We start from the raw sequence: 16,209 nt of genomic DNA, 5'->3' as shown, positions 1-16,209 counted from the left end.
GCGGATGATGAATACCGAGCAACTCGTCGCACTCTGCCTGCGTCATCACGCCGTGCTACTGACCAACGATACCGACACGATCAGCATTGCCGTAGCGGGAAATCCCGGCAAGGAACTGATGGAAGCATTGCGTTTCGCGACGCAAAAACGGATTGATATCGAATGCTGGAGCGTTGAACGCATGGAAAAGCACCGGCAGATGGCATCTCAATCTCATCTCCCCGTCGTATCAGCACCGCACTCCGCGGTAGATATCCTCAACCACACGCTGCAGCAGGCGATAAGCCAGCGCGCATCCGACATTCATATTGAACCGATGGAGCACGCCTGCCAGATCCGTTTACGCATCGACGGCGTGCTTTGCCCGCAGCCGCCGCTTTCTGCGGCGCTGGCGATCATGCTCATCGCGCGCTTAAAGGTGTTGGGCAATCTGGATATTGCGGAGCGCCGTTTGCCTCAGGATGGTCAGTTTACGGTTGAGGTAGCCAACGAGCCGGTCTCCTTCCGTATCTCTACGCTCCCCTGTAGCGGTGGTGAGAAAATTGTGCTGCGACTGCTGCATCAGGTTCAACAGGCGCTGGAACCCGCTAAGCTGGGAATGAATGCCGAACAGCTAGCCTGCTTTAACGAGGCCCTTCATCGCCCGCAAGGCTTGATCCTGGTGACGGGCCCCACCGGCAGCGGGAAAACCGTATCGCTTTACAGCGCGCTGCAGGCGCGTAACACTCAGGACGTCAACATCTGCAGCGTGGAAGATCCGATTGAGATACCGCTTGCCGGGTTGAACCAAACGCAGATTAATCCCCGAGCAGGATTAACCTTCCAGAGTGTGCTGCGGGCGCTGCTTCGTCAGGATCCCGACATCATCATGGTGGGCGAAATCCGTGACGGCGACACCGCAGAGATCGCCATCAAGGCCGCGCAAACCGGGCATCTGGTGCTGTCTACGCTCCATACCAATTCAACAGCGGAGACGCTTATTCGTCTTCAACAAATGGGAGTCGCCCGGTGGATGATCTCCTCAGCGCTTTCGCTGGTGATTGCCCAGCGGCTGGTTCGCCGCCTGTGTCCCCACTGTCGCCATGAAGCCAGCAGCCGTGAAGAATTACCTCGCGCCCTTTGGCCCAGGCCGCTTCCGCGCTGGCAACCTACAGGCTGCGATCGCTGTTATCACGGTTTTTATGGCCGTGTGGCGATTTTTGAAGTGCTGTCCATCGACAGTACGCTTCGGCAGGCAATTGCCGGCGGAGCAACCATAGAAGTGATAGAGGGCAGCGCCCGTCAGGCGGGAATGACATCGCTGTTTGAGCATGGCTGTATGGCTGTAGAAGAAGGGCTCACCACGATCGAAGAGGTAGTCCGCGTCATGGGAATGCCCGATGGCTGTTAATCAACTCTGGCGATGGCGGGCGCTTACTGCGGAGGGTGAAATCCGCACGGGCACGCTGTGGGCTATCAGTCGAGAATCCGCTTGCAGCAGCTTAGAACAACGGCATCTTCATCCGCTGGCGCTCAATCGGTCATTGCAGCGTCCTCGATGGCAGCGTCATCACTGCTACGATATCTTTCGCCAGCTCGCGACGCTGCTGCAGGCTGGCCTGACGTTGTCTCACAGCCTGCAAATGCTGGCGGAACAGCATCCATTAAAGCATTGGCAGGCTCTGCTTCACAGCCTTGCTGACGATCTCTGTGGAGGCTGTTCCTTTTCTTCGTCAATGAATAAATGGCCGGAGGTGTTTAGCCCGCTTTATGTCTCCATGGTAAAGACAGGCGAGCTGACGGGGAAGCTGGAGGAGTGCTGTCGCCAGCTCGCACAGCAACAAAAAGCCCAGGAGCAGCTCGGAGCAAAAGTCAAAAAGGCGCTGCGCTATCCCACGATCATTCTGACCCTTGCAGCACTGGTAGTGCTGGCGATGGTGACGCTGGTGCTGCCCGAGTTCGCCGCGATCTATAACACGTTTAATACTCCCCTGCCCTGGCTCACGCAGGTTGTCATGGGGCTAGCCGCCGCTATTCAGGGGCACATTGTCACGCTTTTTGCCCTGCTTCTTATTTTGGTTGTTGCCGCCTGTAAACTACGACGGCATCCGCGCTGGCAGCGCATGCTGCTGCATCTGCCCGTGATGGGCGTACTGGCGCGCGGGCAAAAATTGGGGCAGATATTTACCGTACTGTCATTAACCCAGCAAGCCGGGATCGCCTTTTTGCAGGGGCTGGAAAGTGTGGAAGAGACGGTTGAAAGCGGGTACTGGCAAACCAAAATGCGGGAGGTACGCGAACATATCGAGCAAGGAATGCCCGTGTGGTCAGCCTTTCAGCAGGCATCTGTCTTTACACCGCTGTGCATACAGCTGATTCGAACCGGTGAAATCGCGGGTGCGCTTGATGTGATGCTGGCGAACCTTGCCCGCCACCATACGGAACAGACATTTCAACAAGCAGACAATCTGGCTGCGCTTCTGGAGCCGCTGTTGTTGATTGTGACAGGGTTGATTATCGGCACGCTGGTGGTCGCAATGTATCTGCCGATATTCCATCTGGGGGATGCCATGAGTGCGGGATAGTACAGAATAGTGCTGGCGCACGGACATGCGCCAGCCAGCGGTATTACAGGCTATTGAAAACGCGGTTTTCCTGTTCCTGAACGCGAATAAACGTTGTGCGTTTCGTCAGCTCTTTCAGGCGGGATGCTCCCACGTAGGTGCAGGCCGAGCGCAGGCCGCCGAGGATATCGCGCGCGGTATATTCAACCGGGCCGCGCAATGGCAGCTTCACGGTTTTGCCTTCCGCCGCACGGTATTTTGCCACGCCACCGACGTGACGGGTCATCGCGGATTCAGAGCTCATACCGTAGAACAGCATGAATTTCTCGCCATCTTCTTCAACGACGGTACCACCACTCTCTTCGTGGCCTGCCAGCATACCGCCGAGCATCACGAAGTCCGCACCGCCGCCAAAGGCTTTCGCAACATCACCCGGCATGGTGCAACCACCATCGCTGATGATCTGACCGCCCAGGCCGTGCGCGGCGTCAGCGCATTCAATCACGGCAGACAGCTGCGGATAACCGACACCGGTTTTCACGCGCGTAGTACATACGGAACCCGGACCAATGCCTACTTTTACAATATCTGCACCGGAGAGGATCAGTTCTTCACACATTTCACCGGTCACCACGTTGCCCGCAATGATGGTCTTAGTCGGCCAGGCTTCACGCGCTTTGCTGACAAACTGGACAAAGTGTTCGGAATAACCATTCGCTACATCAATGCAAACAAAGTTAAGCGCCGGGTTAGCGTTCAGGATCTGTTTGGTTTTTTCGAAATCCGCGTCTGAGGTGCCGGTAGAGACCATCACATGCTTCACCACATCCGCGGATGCAGAGGCGACAAACGCATTCCACTCTTCGGTACTGTAGTGTTTGTGAACCGCGGTAAGAATATCGAACTGTGCCAGGGCCGTTGCCATCTCAAAAGTACCGACGGTATCCATATTGGCAGCGATAATCGGCACGCCAGACCAGGTCTGACCGGAATGTTTAAAGGTGAATTGACGTTCGAGTTCAACGTCTGAGCGACTTTTCAGTGTAGAGCGTTTAGGGCGGATAAGAACGTCTTTAAAACCTAACTTCAGATCTTCTTCAATACGCATGTGCGGATTCCTGGGGTTAGAGGCAAATATGTTAAAAGCACAACTCCAGTGACGTTATCATACGCACTAATACCTGCTCCGCAAGACTGCGAAATTCTCTTTTTTTACGCTACAATCCTATAAATTTACCTGATAAAAAGCAGGTAACGAGAGCTAAACACTCGCGGTAGAAAGTTTGAATTTCAACCAATTGATTTTAATAATGAATAATTCCCAGGATTCGATTTAATGGGGTATATCGTCGCATTAACCGGCGGCATCGGTAGTGGAAAAAGTACCGTTGCGGACGCGTTTTCTCGTCTGGGTATCACGATTATTGATGCCGATATCATTGCCCGTCAGGTGGTAGAGCCAAATACACCCGCACTCAAGGCCATCGAGGCACACTTTGGTCCCGTCATCCTCAATGCGGATGGCACGCTCAATCGCCGCCAGCTTCGTGAATGCATTTTTTCTGATTCTGCAGAAAAAGCCTGGCTTAATGCCCTGCTGCATCCCATTATCCACCAGGAAACCCAGCGTCAGATTGCCGCAGCACGTTCGCCTTATGTGCTCTGGGTCGTTCCACTGTTGGTAGAAAATCAGCTGCAACATAAAGCCGATCGGGTATTGGTGATAGATGTCTCCCCCGAAACGCAAATCCTACGAACCGTGGCGCGGGATCGGGTCTCACGTGAACATGCTGAACACATTCTTGCCGCACAGGCCACGCGCGCTCAGCGCCTTGCCGTTGCGGATGATGTTATTGATAATAACGGCGCACCAGATGCCATTGCATCGGATGTTGCCCGTCTGCACGCGCAGTATCTGACGTTCGCCGCGCAGGCCGTTGCACAGGAAAAACCATAATGTCGACCCACATCCTTTTTGAGCACCCGCTTAACGAAAAAATGCGTACCTGGCTGCGCATCGAATTTCTCATTCAACAGCTTTCGCATCATCTGCCTGTTAACGATCATGCCACCGCCCTGCATTTCTTCCGCAACGTTGGCGATCTGCTGGATGTGATTGAACGCGGCGATGTCCGCACAGAATTGCTCAAAGAGCTGGAGCGCCAGCAGCGTAAATTACAGGCATGGACAGAAGTGCCAGGCGTAGACCAGAGCCGTATCGACGCGCTCCGCCAGCAGTTGAAAAGCAGCAGTGCCATTTTGATGGCCGCGCCGCGCGTCGGGCAGTTTTTGCGTGAAGATCGCCTGATCGCTCTGGTGCGCCAGCGTCTCAGCATCCCTGGCGGTTGCTGCAGCTTCGACCTGCCGACCCTGCACATGTGGCTTCATATGCCGCAGGCACAGCGTGACGCGCAGGTGAACAGCTGGCTGGCAAGCCTGGAGCCAATGAATCAAACGCTCTCGCTGATCCTCGATCTTATCCGTAACTCAGCCCCGTTCCGCAAGCAAACCAGCCTGAACGGTTTCTACCAGGATAACGGGGATGATGCCGATCTGTTACGCCTGAATTTATCGCTGGGTGAGCAGCTTTACCCGCAAATTTCGGGGCATAAGAGTCGTTTTGCGATTCGCTTTATGCCGCTGGACAGTGAAAATGGCACCGTGCCGGAACGCCTCGATTTTGAACTGGCCTGTTGTTAAGGAGTGCCGATGTCTGACGTAACCACCGTAAAATGCCCCACCTGTGGCAAAACCGTTGTCTGGGGCGAAGTGAGCCCATTTCGCCCATTCTGCTGCAAGCGCTGCCAGCTCATTGACCTGGGCGAATGGGCCGCGGAAGAGAAACGCATTCCAAGCGAAGGCGATCTCTCTGACAGTGATGACTGGAGCGAAGAGCAGCGATAGCCTTTAATGCCTGCTGGCGCTTCGCTTAGCAGGCCTACAGGTTGCCCGTCAGGCGGGATATGACGGGCGCATTTGCCGGAGGAAATTTGTCGGCATCACTTGCCTTTAGCTCAACCCAGTTACCCGGCTGTCCCTCTTTCCCCCAGGGCTCGCCTTCCCAGCTTTCCACCAGCCAGAACCACAGCGTGATGTGCCTGTCCGGGAACTGGTATTCGAGCTTATCAAACAGCGTTGCGCCAAACGGGGTGATCCCCACCTCTTCCTGAAGCTCCCGAACCAGCGCCTGTTCCGGCGTTTCACCCGACTCGATTTTCCCGCCAGGAAACTCCCACCTGTTCGCCATATGGGCGTCGGCAGCGCGCTGGGTGATGAAAATTTGGTTTTGCGGGTTGCGAATAATCCCGACGGCAATTTGCAGTGTTTTCATATTGTGACTTCCATAAAAAAGGCGCAGTAATCTGCGCCTTTTCGAGTTGTTAACGTCTTAGCTCAGACGGCCGTGGCACGCCTTGTACTTTTTACCGGAACCACATGGGCACGGATCGTTACGACCCACTTTACGATCGCCAGTCTGCGCTGCGATCGCCGCTGCGGCTTCGCTTTCGTCAGTCTGGTGACTCAGCTGTTGCATCTGTGCCAGACGCTCAGCTTCTTCACGACGCTGCTGCTCCATCGCTTCTACTTCTTCCGGCATACGCACCTGAACTTTGCTCAGGGTGCTGATGACTTCATACTTCAGCGATTCCAGCATAGCGGCAAACATGGAGAAGGATTCACGCTTGTACTCCTGCTTCGGATCTTTCTGCGCATAGCCGCGCAGGTGGATACCCTGGCGCAGGTAGTCCATCGCCGCCAGGTGCTCTTTCCACAGGGAGTCGAGCGTCTGCAGCATCACGCCTTTTTCGAAGTGACGCATCATCTCTTCTCCAACGACTTCTTCCTTACGCTTGTACACGTCCAGCGCAGTTTCGAAGATACGTTCACGCAGCGTCTCTTCGTGCAGCTCAGGCTCTTTGTCCAGCCACTCTTTGATTGGCAGTTCAAGGTCGAAATCATTTTTCAGACGTTCCTGCAGACCTTCGATATCCCACATTTCCTCCAGAGACTGAGGAGGAATATGCGCATCGATAGTCGCTTTGAACACGTCTTCACGGATACTGTTGATGGTTTCGCTCACGTCGGACACGTCCAGCAGTTCGTTACGCTGGGTATAGATCGCACGACGCTGATCGTTGGCAACATCATCATATTCCAGCAGCTGCTTACGAATATCGAAGTTGCGGCTTTCCACTTTACGCTGCGCGTTAGCAATCGCTTTGGTGACCCATGGGTGCTCAATCGCTTCGCCAGGCTTCATACCCAGTTTACGCATCATGCCGGACACGCGGTCGGAGGCAAAAATACGCATCAGCGCATCTTCCATAGACAGGTAGAAGCGAGAAGAACCGGCATCACCCTGACGGCCCGCACGGCCACGCAGCTGGTTATCGATACGACGAGATTCGTGACGCTCGGTACCAATGATGTGCAGACCACCCGATGCCAGCACGGCATCGTGACGCACCTGCCAGTCGGCTTTGATCTGCGCAATTTGTTCTGGTGTTGGGTTTTCCAGCTCCGCCACTTCGGCCTGCCAGCTACCGCCCAGCATAATATCGGTACCACGACCCGCCATGTTGGTCGCGATGGTCACGGCCGCCGGATAACCCGCCTGCGCAACGATATCTGCTTCTTTGGCGTGGAATTTGGCGTTAAGAACGTTGTGCTTAATGCCCGCTTTGGTCAGCTCGTTGGAAACCACTTCGGATTTCTCAATGGAGATGGTCCCCACCAGCACCGGCTGGCCTGCCGCGGTACGATCGCGAATATCTTCAATGATCGCCTGAATTTTTTCCGCTTCAGTCATGTACACCAGATCCGGCATATCCTTACGGATCATCGGACGGTTGGTAGGAACAACCACGGTATCAAGCTTGTAGATAGAGCTGAATTCAAACGCTTCGGTATCTGCAGTACCGGTCATCCCTGCCAGCTTCTCGTACAGACGGAAGTAGTTCTGGAAGGTAATAGACGCCAGCGTCTGGTTTTCGTTTTGAATATCAACGCCTTCTTTCGCTTCAACCGCCTGGTGCAGACCGTCAGACCAGCGACGCCCTTGCATAGTACGGCCGGTATGTTCATCAACGATGATCACTTCACCGTCTTTAACGATGTAATCAACATCGCGAGTGAACAGCGCGTGCGCGCGCAGTGCGGCCGTCACGTGGTGCATCAACATGATGTTAGTTGGAGAGTAAAGAGACTCACCCTCTTCCATAATGCCCTGAGCCACCAGCAGTTCTTCAATCTTAACCAGACCACGTTCGGTCAGGTTAACCTGGCGCGCTTTTTCATCAACAGAGAAGTGACCTTCACCCTGGAAGGTATCGGAGTCTTCTTTCTCCTGACGCAGCAGGTGCGGAATGATTTTGTCGACTTTACGGTACATTTCAGAGCTGTCTTCGGCCGGACCGGAGATGATCAGCGGGGTACGCGCTTCATCGATCAGGATGGAATCCACCTCATCCACCAGCGCATAGTGCAGCTTGCGCTGTACGCGCTCTTCAGGGCTGAACGCCATGTTGTCGCGCAGGTAGTCGAAGCCGTATTCGTTGTTGGTGCCGTAGGTGATGTCTGCGTTATACGCTTCACGCTTGGCTGGTGCAGGCAGACCGGACATGTTGATGCCCACGGTCAAGCCTAAGAATTCAAACAGCGGACGGTTGTTTTCGGCGTCACGCTGTGCCAGATAATCGTTGACGGTAACGACGTGAACGCCTTTACCGGTCAGTGCGTTCAGGTAAGCGGGCAGCGTCGCGGTCAGGGTTTTACCTTCACCGGTACGCATTTCCGCGATGCAGCGCTCGTTGAGCACCATACCACCCAGCAGCTGCACGTCGAAGTGACGCATACCGAAAACACGTTTACTCGCTTCACGCACGACAGCGAACGCTTCCGGGATCAGGCTTTCCAGGGTTTCGCCTTTTTCCAGACGCGCGCGGAACTCCGCCGTTTTCGCCTTCAGCTCGTCATCTGACAGCTTTTCCATCGCCGGTTCCATACCGTTGATGAGGGCAACAGCTTTACGCATACGGCGCAGGGTACGATCGTTACGACTACCAAAAACTTTGGTTAATAATTTGATTAACATAATAAATTCTCAAACGCCCCAGATGGGCAGATAAATTAAAGTATTGAAATAAGGTTAATTTAGCTGAGGCGTTGCGGTCCGGCACGGATGCCATGAACCTGGCTTATCCATGTCGAGACAGAAAATGTGGCTGGCGGAATGAATGCGAATTGCGCCGTCTGACGAACCATGACCGGCGGCTGGCTGTCCTGCGTGAGCAGCGCGTTGAGCGTGTCCAGCAGAGCAAGATGCTGAGCCTGAACCGGCAGCGTCTCTTCAGCAACAGGCATGGTCTGCGGTGCCATCGCGAAGGACAGATGGCGGATAACCGTGCGGATGGCGTGCTGATGCCAGTAATCAACCGAGAAGTTTGGGCGGCGATTCGCTTCAAGCAGTGCGAGGTTGGTAAAATTAACCCGCGTGGTGAGATCGTGCTTGGTGGTGGAGGTTTTTGTTGGTGTTGCCGCTTCAGCACTGTTGCTGAGCGCAGGCAAGCCGAGGCTCGCCGCGACCATCCCCAATAAGAGATGCGGCCAGAAGTAACGTCTGCCAAATTGTCGCCAGCGCGTCAGTATTCCGCTCACCTGCTCCACCCAATAAGCCAGCCTTGCAGAGGCTGAGTTCAGTTATTCTTTTTAGCGCCCAGATATTACCACTAAAGCCAATGCGCAGCAGCAGGAATGACGTAATGCAGCAGGGAAAAACGGTCAAGAATGCAGCTAACGCACAGATTTTCTACGCCAGACGGGCGTGAGGATAAACCGGGGAAAACAAAGAAGTGTAAAAATAAAAACGACTGGCCTTCCTGGTCGGAGAGAGTACCAGGTTAACCAGTCGATTTTTTACGAACGGTATAGACCGTTACGCCAGAACCATGTTTGGTGCTTTGAAGGCCAGCGGCAGTTCAGCTTCGTCTTCAAAGGTCACATATTCCCAGGCTTCCTGTTTTGCCAGGACGGCCTGCAACAATTTGTTGTTCAGCGCATGACCGGATTTAAACGCGGTAAATGCACCAATGATGTTGTGACCACACATAAACAGGTCGCCGATCGCATCCAGCATTTTGTGACGAACGAATTCATCTTCAAAACGCAGGCCGTCTTCGTTCAGTACGCGATAATCGTCAACAACGATGGCACAATCGAAGCTACCGCCCAGGCACAGGCCGCGGGACTGCAGATATTCGATATCACGCATAAAGCCAAACGTACGAGCACGGCTGATCTGACGCATAAACGCATCAGCAGAGAAGTTCATCGCATAGCGCTGAGTGCTGGAGTCAATCGCCGGGTGGTTAAAGTCGATGGTAAAGTCCAACGAGAAACCATTGTACGGTTTGAATTCAGCCCACTTGTCGCCATCTTCGACACGAACGGTCTCTTTGATGCGAACAAATTTCTTCGCGCAGTTCAGTTCTTCGATGCCGGCATCCAGCAACAGATAGACGAACGGTGCAGCACTACCATCCATGATCGGGATTTCTGGTGCATCGACTTCAACAATAATGTTGTCGATACCCAGACCCGCCAGGGCGGCGTTCAGGTGCTCTACGGTAGAAATCCGCACGTCATGCTCGTTCACCAGGCAAGTACAGAGCATTGTATCACGCACAGATTTGGCATCGGCCGGAAAATCTACCGGTGGATTCAAGTCGGTGCGACGATAGATGACCCCGGTATTGGCCGGCGCAGGGCGCAGCGTCAGGGTGACCTTCTTGCCGGTATGTAAACCGACACCAGTCGCCTGAACGATACGTTTAAGTGTCCTTTGTTTGATCATCGTATAATCTCGCCAAATTAACTATCCAACCGAGAGTGTATATCACTAACGGTGGGCCAGTTTAGCACAAAGAGCGAAAATCCCCAAATTCCAGCCAATTCCTAGTCAGCTTGCTTACGCAGGAACGCCGGGATATCCAGATAATCTGGCTCTTTTGCCGTTTGTGGAGTCGGGTCGTTTACCACTTTCGCGGCCGGTTTCTGCTCCTGAGTCAGTGGAGACATACCGTGCTGCTGGTAACGATCCATCACCGGCTGCTGAGTCTGTTTGTTGGTGACCAGCGTGATCTCAGGACGCTTGTCCATACCGATACCGGTGGCAACAACAGTGACGCGCAGTTCGTCGTTCATTTCCGGGTCAAGGGAGGTACCGATTACCACGGTAGCGTTGTCAGAGGCGAACGCACGGATGGTGTTACCCACGGTTTCGAACTCATCCAGACGCAGGTCAAAGCCAGCGGTAATGTTGACCAGCACGCCGCGCGCACCAGACAGATCGATATCTTCCAGCAGTGGAGAAGAGATAGCCATTTCAGCCGCTTCTTCTGCACGGTCTTCACCGCTCGCCACGCCAGAGCCCATCATCGCGTAGCCCATTTCGGACATCACGGTACGAACGTCTGCAAAGTCAACGTTCATCAGACCAGGGCGGGTAATCAGTTCAGCGATACCCTGAACCGCACCTTTCAGCACGTCGTTTGCTGCGCCAAAGGCGTCCAGCAGGGAAATACCGCGACCCAGAACTTTCAGCAGTTTGTCGTTCGGGATGGTAATCAGAGAGTCCACATGTTTGGACAGCTCGGTGATACCCTGCTCCGCGAAAGCCATACGCTTCTTGCCTTCGAAGTTGAAAGGCTTGGTCACGACAGCAACGGTCAGGATACCTAAATCTTTTGCCACTTCAGCCACTACAGGTGCTGCACCAGTACCGGTACCGCCGCCCATGCCCGCTGCGATGAAGACCATATCCGCACCTTCCAGTGCAGCACGCAGGGCTTCACGATCTTCTTCAGCCGCGTTGCGACCGACTTCCGGGTTAGCCCCAGCGCCCAGCCCTTTGGTGATGCCACCGCCGATCTGGATAGTCTGGCCAACTGCCGTCTTACGCAGTGCCTGCGCATCGGTGTTAACTGCAAAGAATTCAACACCTTCAATGCGTTCACGCACCATATGCTCTACGGCGTTACCGCCGCCGCCACCGACGCCGATGACTTTAATCACCGCGTCGTTGGTCAGTTCCATAGGTTCAAACATAATTTCTCTCTCCGTTGTGCCTGTCGCCCGAGACCGCTAATTCTCTCCGGTCTCTTAAAAAAATTAAAACTCTTTTCGCAACCAGGTGTTAAGTCGTTTGACCCACGACCCCACCGAGACGCGTTTTTCCACTTCTGCTTCACCACTCAAATGGGATTCTTTCCCGTAGTGCAGCAGGCCCACAGCCGTTGAATAATACGGCTCCTGAGCGTAATCCGTTAAACCGGTGATATTCAGCGGCGCACCAATACGCACCTGCGTATGGAACACGCGCTGAGCGCAGGCCGCAAGACCTTCAATTTGCGCTGCCCCGCCGGTTAATACAATCCCCGCCGCAAGATGATGCTTAACACCCTGCTGACGAAGCTGTTCCTGTAACTGCAAAATCTCTTCGTTGACCAGGTTGAGCAGCTCGGTATAGCGCGGCTCAATTACCTCTGCCAGCGTCTGGCGCTGCAGGCTGCGCGGTGGACGACCACCTACGCTCGGCACTTCAACGCTCTCATCTTTGCCCACGATAGAACCCAGTGCGCAACCGTGGCGGACTTTAATGGCCTCTGCATCGCTCGGTGGCGTACCAAAAGCGTAGGCAATATCGCTGGTCACAACGTTCCCTGCGTAAGGGATCACTTTGGTGTGGCGCAACGCGCCGCCGGTATAGACAGCCATGTCCATTGTACCACCACCAATATCGACCACACAGACGCCCAGTTCACGTTCATCTTCGGTCAGCACGGAATAACTCGCGGCCAGACCGGCGAAAATAAGTTGGTCAACTTTCAGTCCACAACGTTCAACGGCTTTAACGATGTTCTTCGCCATATCGTTGTGACATGTGATCAGGTGCACTTTTGCCTGCATACGTACGCCGGAAAGACCCACCGGGTTCTTAATCCCTTCCTGGTAGTCGATCGCATATTCCTGCGGGATCACGTGCAGTACGCGATGCTCATCGCGGACGCGCACGGACTTCGCCGTATGCACAACATTCTCTACATCTTCCTGCGTCACTTCTTCTTCTGAAATCGGCACCATACCGATTTCGTTCTGGCAGCTGATGTGCTTGCCAGAAAGGGCCAGATAGACAGAAGAAATCTGGCAATCTGCCATTAATTCAGCCTGATCGATGGCGCGCTGAACGCATTTCACCACCGACTCAAGGTCGTTTACCCCACCTTTATCCATACCACGGGATGGGCAACTCCCCACGCCAATGATATTGACCATACCGTCGGGCAGAACTTCCCCTACTAAAGCGGCAACCTTCGCGGTGCCAATCTCCAGTCCAACTACCAGTTTTCTGTCCGTCGCCTTGATCATTGTTGTTCTGCCTGTACCTGTGCCTGATTCTGTTGCTGATTAGGTTCCTCGACCGGAGCCGGCTCCCAACCGACTGCTGCGCCTGAGTCATAGCGCAAATCAACGTAGCTTATCCGTTTGCCGTCCGTCTGCGCCTGCTGCTGTAAAACCGGGTAAAGTTCTACAAATCGCGCCAGACGTTTCATTGTGTCGCCGCGGCCAAGGTTGAGCTTGATCCCGTTCGTTAACGTCAGTTGCCAGGAGCGGCGCGCCGTCATTGCGGCATCTTTTAACGTAAAGCGATCCTTAGCCAGCACCTGCCCCATCTCGCGGAAACCTTGTAACACTTCGTTTTCGCTGCCTTCAGGGCCATACAACATCGGTAAATTTTGCTTGTTGACGCGATCGCCTGGGACGCTGAAGGAATTTCCGTCTACGTCTACCATGTGCTGATCATTCCAACGCGCAATGGGCACATATTCAACCAGATGAATCTTCAATTCATCAGGCCATTGCTTTCTTACACTCGCCTGTTTTATCCACGGCAGACGTTCAATCTGGCTCTGGATAATATTGACGTCCTGGGTCATAAAGGTGCCAGGTGAGCCCAGGGCCAGAATAGACTGGCGAATATCATCGTTACGCGTGTAGTGACGCTCGCCGGTCACCACCAGCTTAGAGAGCGGTAAACGCTGCGCATCTTCCATCCAGCCCAGCACCATCCAGCCGCTGATAAACACGGTGCACAGCACCCCGAGCAGGAAGATAATTCCTGCAAGACGCGTTCCATTACTCCGGCGTGAAGACGTATATTCTTCCTCTTCATCGCGGTTGCGCGTGTTCAATGCAGCCTGAGACATATCAGCCCGCCTGGTCCAGAATACGTACGACTAACTGCGAGAAGCTCATCCCCGCCTGACGCGCTGCCATCGGCACAAGGCTATGGCTCGTCATACCTGGAGAGGTGTTGGCTTCCAGCAGGTAAAATTGCCCGTCACCGTCGAGCATGACATCAATGCGTCCCCAGCCGCGGCAGCCTAAAACATTCCAGGCTTTGAGCACCAGAGACTGTAAATCGGCTTCACGTTCTGCTTCAAGACCACTTGGACAGAAATATTGCGTCTCATCAGAGAGATACTTCGCCTCATAATCATAGAAGACTCCGGCAGGTTGGATACGAATTGACGGTAAAATTTCTTCGCCAAGCATCGCGACAGTAAATTCCGGCCCGCTGAGCCATTTTTCAATCAGAACTTCTTCATCATGTTGAAATGCCAATGTTAACGCGGCAGATAAATCCTCAGCTTTATCGACTTTAGACATCCCCACGCTCGACCCTTCACGGCTCGGCTTAACAATAACCGGTAAGCCCAGCGCGGCAATGCGTGTATTAACGCTGTCCGACAGGCCCAATTCAAATTCAGTACGCGTCAGAGCAACCCATGGCGCAACGGGGAGCCCCGCGCCCTGCCACAGCAGTTTGCTGCGCAGTTTATCCATGGAGATGGCAGACGCCATCACACCGCTGCCGGTGTACGGCAGGCCGATTAACTCCAGCAGCCCTTGCAATGTACCGTCTTCACCGCCACGGCCGTGCAGTGCAATGAAAACTTTATCGAAGCCCATCGCTTTCAGCTGGGTCACATCAATCTCTTTCGGATCGACCGGATGCGCATCAACGCCACCTTCACGCAGGCCCGCCAGAACGGCAGCGCCTGAATTCAGGGACACTTCGCGCTCAGCGGAGGTGCCGCCAAACAGGACAGCAATCTTATCAGCCATGATGCTCGTCCTCCGGAGTTTGCGGCTTCAGTTTGATTTCGGCTAAGGTACGGGCGATTTTGCCGATATTTCCCGCACCCTGAATCAGAATCAAATCGTTACCCGTCAGCACCGGCGCGAGAATTTCTGCTGCCTGCGCCGGGTCCGAAACCAGAATAGGGTCCACTTTACCGCGTGCGCGAATGGTTCGACATAACGAACGGCTGTCCGCGCCCGGAATCGCTGTTTCACCCGCAGAATAAACATCCAGCATCAGCAGCGTATCGACCTGCGACAGCACGTTGGCGAAATCGTCGTACAGATCGCGGGTACGGGTGTAGCGGTGGGGCTGGAAAATCATCACCAGATTTTTGTCCGGCCAACCCGCACGAGCCGCTTTGATCGTGGCGTCCACTTCCGTTGGGTGGTGACCGTAATCGTCTACCAGCATCGCGGTACCCGATTTACCGTTCACTGCGTCCAGCGGAAATTCACCAAGGAAGTCGAAGCGACGGCCTGTACCCTGGAAGCTTTCCAGCGCGCGCAGGATCGCATCATCATCAATGCCTTCTTCCGTCGCTACCGCAACCGCCGCCGCCGCATTCAGGGCGTTATGGCGACCTGGCGCATTCAACGTCACGTGCAGCAACTCTTTGTCCTGACGTGCAAGGGTGAAATGCCCCTGCGCACCAATCTGTTTGTACTCTTCAACACGAACATCAGCATCTTCGCTGAAGCCATAAGTGGTGATTTGACGCCCGACGCGCGGGAGCAGCTCGCGGATCACCGGGTCGTCAACGCACATTACCGCACGGCCATAGAACGGCAGGTTGTGCAGGAAGTTAATAAACGTCTGCTTTAAGTTTTCGAAGTCGCCCTGGTAAGTATCCATATGGTCAGCTTCGATATTGGTGACAATCGCCACCATTGGCTGCAGATGCAGGAACGACGCATCGCTCTCATCCGCTTCCGCAATCAGGTAACGGCTGTGGCCCAGACGCGCATGGACGCCTGCCGCTTTCACCAGACCACCGTTAACGAACGTCGGGTCCAGACCCGCTTCTGCATAAATGCTGGATACCATCGCCGTGGTTGTGGTTTTACCGTGCGTGCCCGCAACGGCGATACCGTGACGAAAACGCATCAGCTCCGCCAGCATCTCAGCGCGGCGGATCACCGGAATACGTGCTTCATGTGCGGCAACGATTTCCGGGTTGTCTGAGGAGATGGCACTCGACACCACCACCACGCTCGCATCGCGCACGTTTTCCGGGCGATGGTTGAAATAGATAGTCGCCCCAAGCGACGCCAGCTGCTGCGTTACAGGGTTTGGCGCCAGGTCAGACCCGCTGATCTGATAACCTTCGTTAGCTAACACTTCGGCAATACCGCCCATGCCAGCACCACCGATGCCAACAAAGTGAATGTGCCGGACGCGACGCATCTCGGGCACGATAGAACGCAGTTTTGCCAGTTGTTGTGTATTCATTCTCTAAACGCC

15 protein-coding genes are annotated in these 16,209 nt (G+C 54.4%); 5 read left to right on the top strand and 10 right to left on the bottom strand.

The features are described 5' to 3' along the window. Window positions 1–7: 7 nt before the first annotated feature. Both gspE and hofC read left to right on the top strand, forming a co-directional pair. A complete protein-coding gene (gene gspE, locus ACOQH0_RS03745; RefSeq protein ID WP_421512323.1) occupies window positions 8–1,390 on the top strand; it encodes a type II secretion system protein GspE in 1,383 nt (460 codons plus the stop codon). Next, on the top strand, window positions 1,380–2,564 hold the full coding sequence (gene hofC, locus ACOQH0_RS03740) for a protein transport protein HofC (RefSeq protein WP_421511569.1): 1,185 nt from the start codon (window positions 1,380–1,382) through the stop codon (window positions 2,562–2,564). Before gspE ends, hofC begins: the two co-directional genes overlap by 11 nt. A 43-nt stretch (window positions 2,565–2,607) precedes the next feature. Here the strand turns inward: hofC and ACOQH0_RS03735 are convergent, their stop codons facing one another. After that, a complete protein-coding gene (locus tag ACOQH0_RS03735) occupies window positions 2,608–3,651 on the bottom strand; it encodes a GMP reductase (protein ID WP_089599177.1) in 1,044 nt (347 codons plus the stop codon). A 228-nt stretch (window positions 3,652–3,879) separates the two neighbouring features. Between ACOQH0_RS03735 and coaE the strand changes: the two genes are divergently transcribed. The 3 genes from coaE to yacG are packed head-to-tail and all read left to right on the top strand — an operon-like array spanning window position 3,880 to window position 5,447. Next, window positions 3,880–4,500 (top strand): dephospho-CoA kinase, encoded by a 621-nt coding sequence (coaE, locus tag ACOQH0_RS03730; protein WP_089599178.1) that lies wholly within the window; start codon window positions 3,880–3,882, stop codon window positions 4,498–4,500. Beyond that, window positions 4,500–5,243 carry a cell division protein ZapD gene (gene zapD / locus ACOQH0_RS03725; protein WP_010426958.1) on the top strand — a complete coding sequence of 248 codons (744 nt, stop codon included), beginning with the start codon at window positions 4,500–4,502 and terminating at the stop codon, window positions 5,241–5,243. The genes coaE and zapD overlap by 1 nt, the downstream gene beginning before the upstream one ends. Window positions 5,244–5,252: 9 nt before the next feature. Beyond that, window positions 5,253–5,447 (top strand): DNA gyrase inhibitor YacG, encoded by a 195-nt coding sequence (gene yacG, locus ACOQH0_RS03720; RefSeq protein ID WP_421511568.1) that lies wholly within the window; start codon window positions 5,253–5,255, stop codon window positions 5,445–5,447. Window positions 5,448–5,481: 34 nt separating this feature from the next. Here the strand turns inward: yacG and mutT are convergent, their stop codons facing one another. The 9 genes from mutT to murC all read right to left on the bottom strand — a co-directional run bounded on the left by mutT (window position 5,482) and on the right by murC (window position 16,197). Then, a complete protein-coding gene (gene mutT, locus ACOQH0_RS03715) occupies window positions 5,482–5,874 on the bottom strand; it encodes an 8-oxo-dGTP diphosphatase MutT (protein WP_421511566.1) in 393 nt (130 codons plus the stop codon). 57 nt (window positions 5,875–5,931) lie between these two features. Next, window positions 5,932–8,637: a preprotein translocase subunit SecA gene (gene secA, locus ACOQH0_RS03710; RefSeq protein ID WP_421511565.1), complete on the bottom strand. Its 2,706-nt coding sequence runs from the start codon at window positions 8,635–8,637 to the stop codon at window positions 5,932–5,934. 59 nt (window positions 8,638–8,696) lie between these two features. Then, entirely contained in the window at window positions 8,697–9,200 is a 504-nt protein-coding gene (gene secM / locus ACOQH0_RS03705) for a secA translation cis-regulator SecM (protein ID WP_029484933.1), read from the bottom strand. A gap of 277 nt (window positions 9,201–9,477) precedes the next feature. Further along, entirely contained in the window at window positions 9,478–10,395 is a 918-nt protein-coding gene (lpxC, locus tag ACOQH0_RS03700; protein ID WP_010426966.1) for a UDP-3-O-acyl-N-acetylglucosamine deacetylase, read from the bottom strand. Between the two features lie 101 nt (window positions 10,396–10,496). Next, the gene (ftsZ, locus tag ACOQH0_RS03695) at window positions 10,497–11,648 is read right to left on the bottom strand and encodes a cell division protein FtsZ (protein ID WP_008501978.1); all 1,152 of its coding nucleotides are present in this window, start codon (window positions 11,646–11,648) and stop codon (window positions 10,497–10,499) included. Window positions 11,649–11,711: 63 nt separating this feature from the next. Beyond that, window positions 11,712–12,968: a cell division protein FtsA gene (ftsA, locus tag ACOQH0_RS03690; RefSeq protein WP_010426970.1), complete on the bottom strand. Its 1,257-nt coding sequence runs from the start codon at window positions 12,966–12,968 to the stop codon at window positions 11,712–11,714. Next, the gene (gene ftsQ, locus ACOQH0_RS03685) at window positions 12,965–13,807 is read right to left on the bottom strand and encodes a cell division protein FtsQ (protein ID WP_421511563.1); all 843 of its coding nucleotides are present in this window, start codon (window positions 13,805–13,807) and stop codon (window positions 12,965–12,967) included. Before ftsQ ends, ftsA begins: the two co-directional genes overlap by 4 nt. 1 nt (window position 13,808) lies before the next feature. Then, the gene (locus ACOQH0_RS03680) at window positions 13,809–14,729 is read right to left on the bottom strand and encodes a D-alanine--D-alanine ligase (protein ID WP_420984841.1); all 921 of its coding nucleotides are present in this window, start codon (window positions 14,727–14,729) and stop codon (window positions 13,809–13,811) included. Continuing rightward, window positions 14,722–16,197 (bottom strand): UDP-N-acetylmuramate--L-alanine ligase, encoded by a 1,476-nt coding sequence (gene murC, locus ACOQH0_RS03675; protein ID WP_089599182.1) that lies wholly within the window; start codon window positions 16,195–16,197, stop codon window positions 14,722–14,724. Before murC ends, ACOQH0_RS03680 begins: the two co-directional genes overlap by 8 nt. Between the last annotated feature and the right edge of the window lie 12 nt (window positions 16,198–16,209).

The organism is Enterobacter sp. JS8-1 (genome assembly GCF_049187015.1).
GTDB classification, from domain to species: Bacteria; Pseudomonadota; Gammaproteobacteria; order Enterobacterales; family Enterobacteriaceae; genus Enterobacter; species Enterobacter mori.
This window is presented reverse-complemented; position numbering and strand designations above follow the sequence as displayed.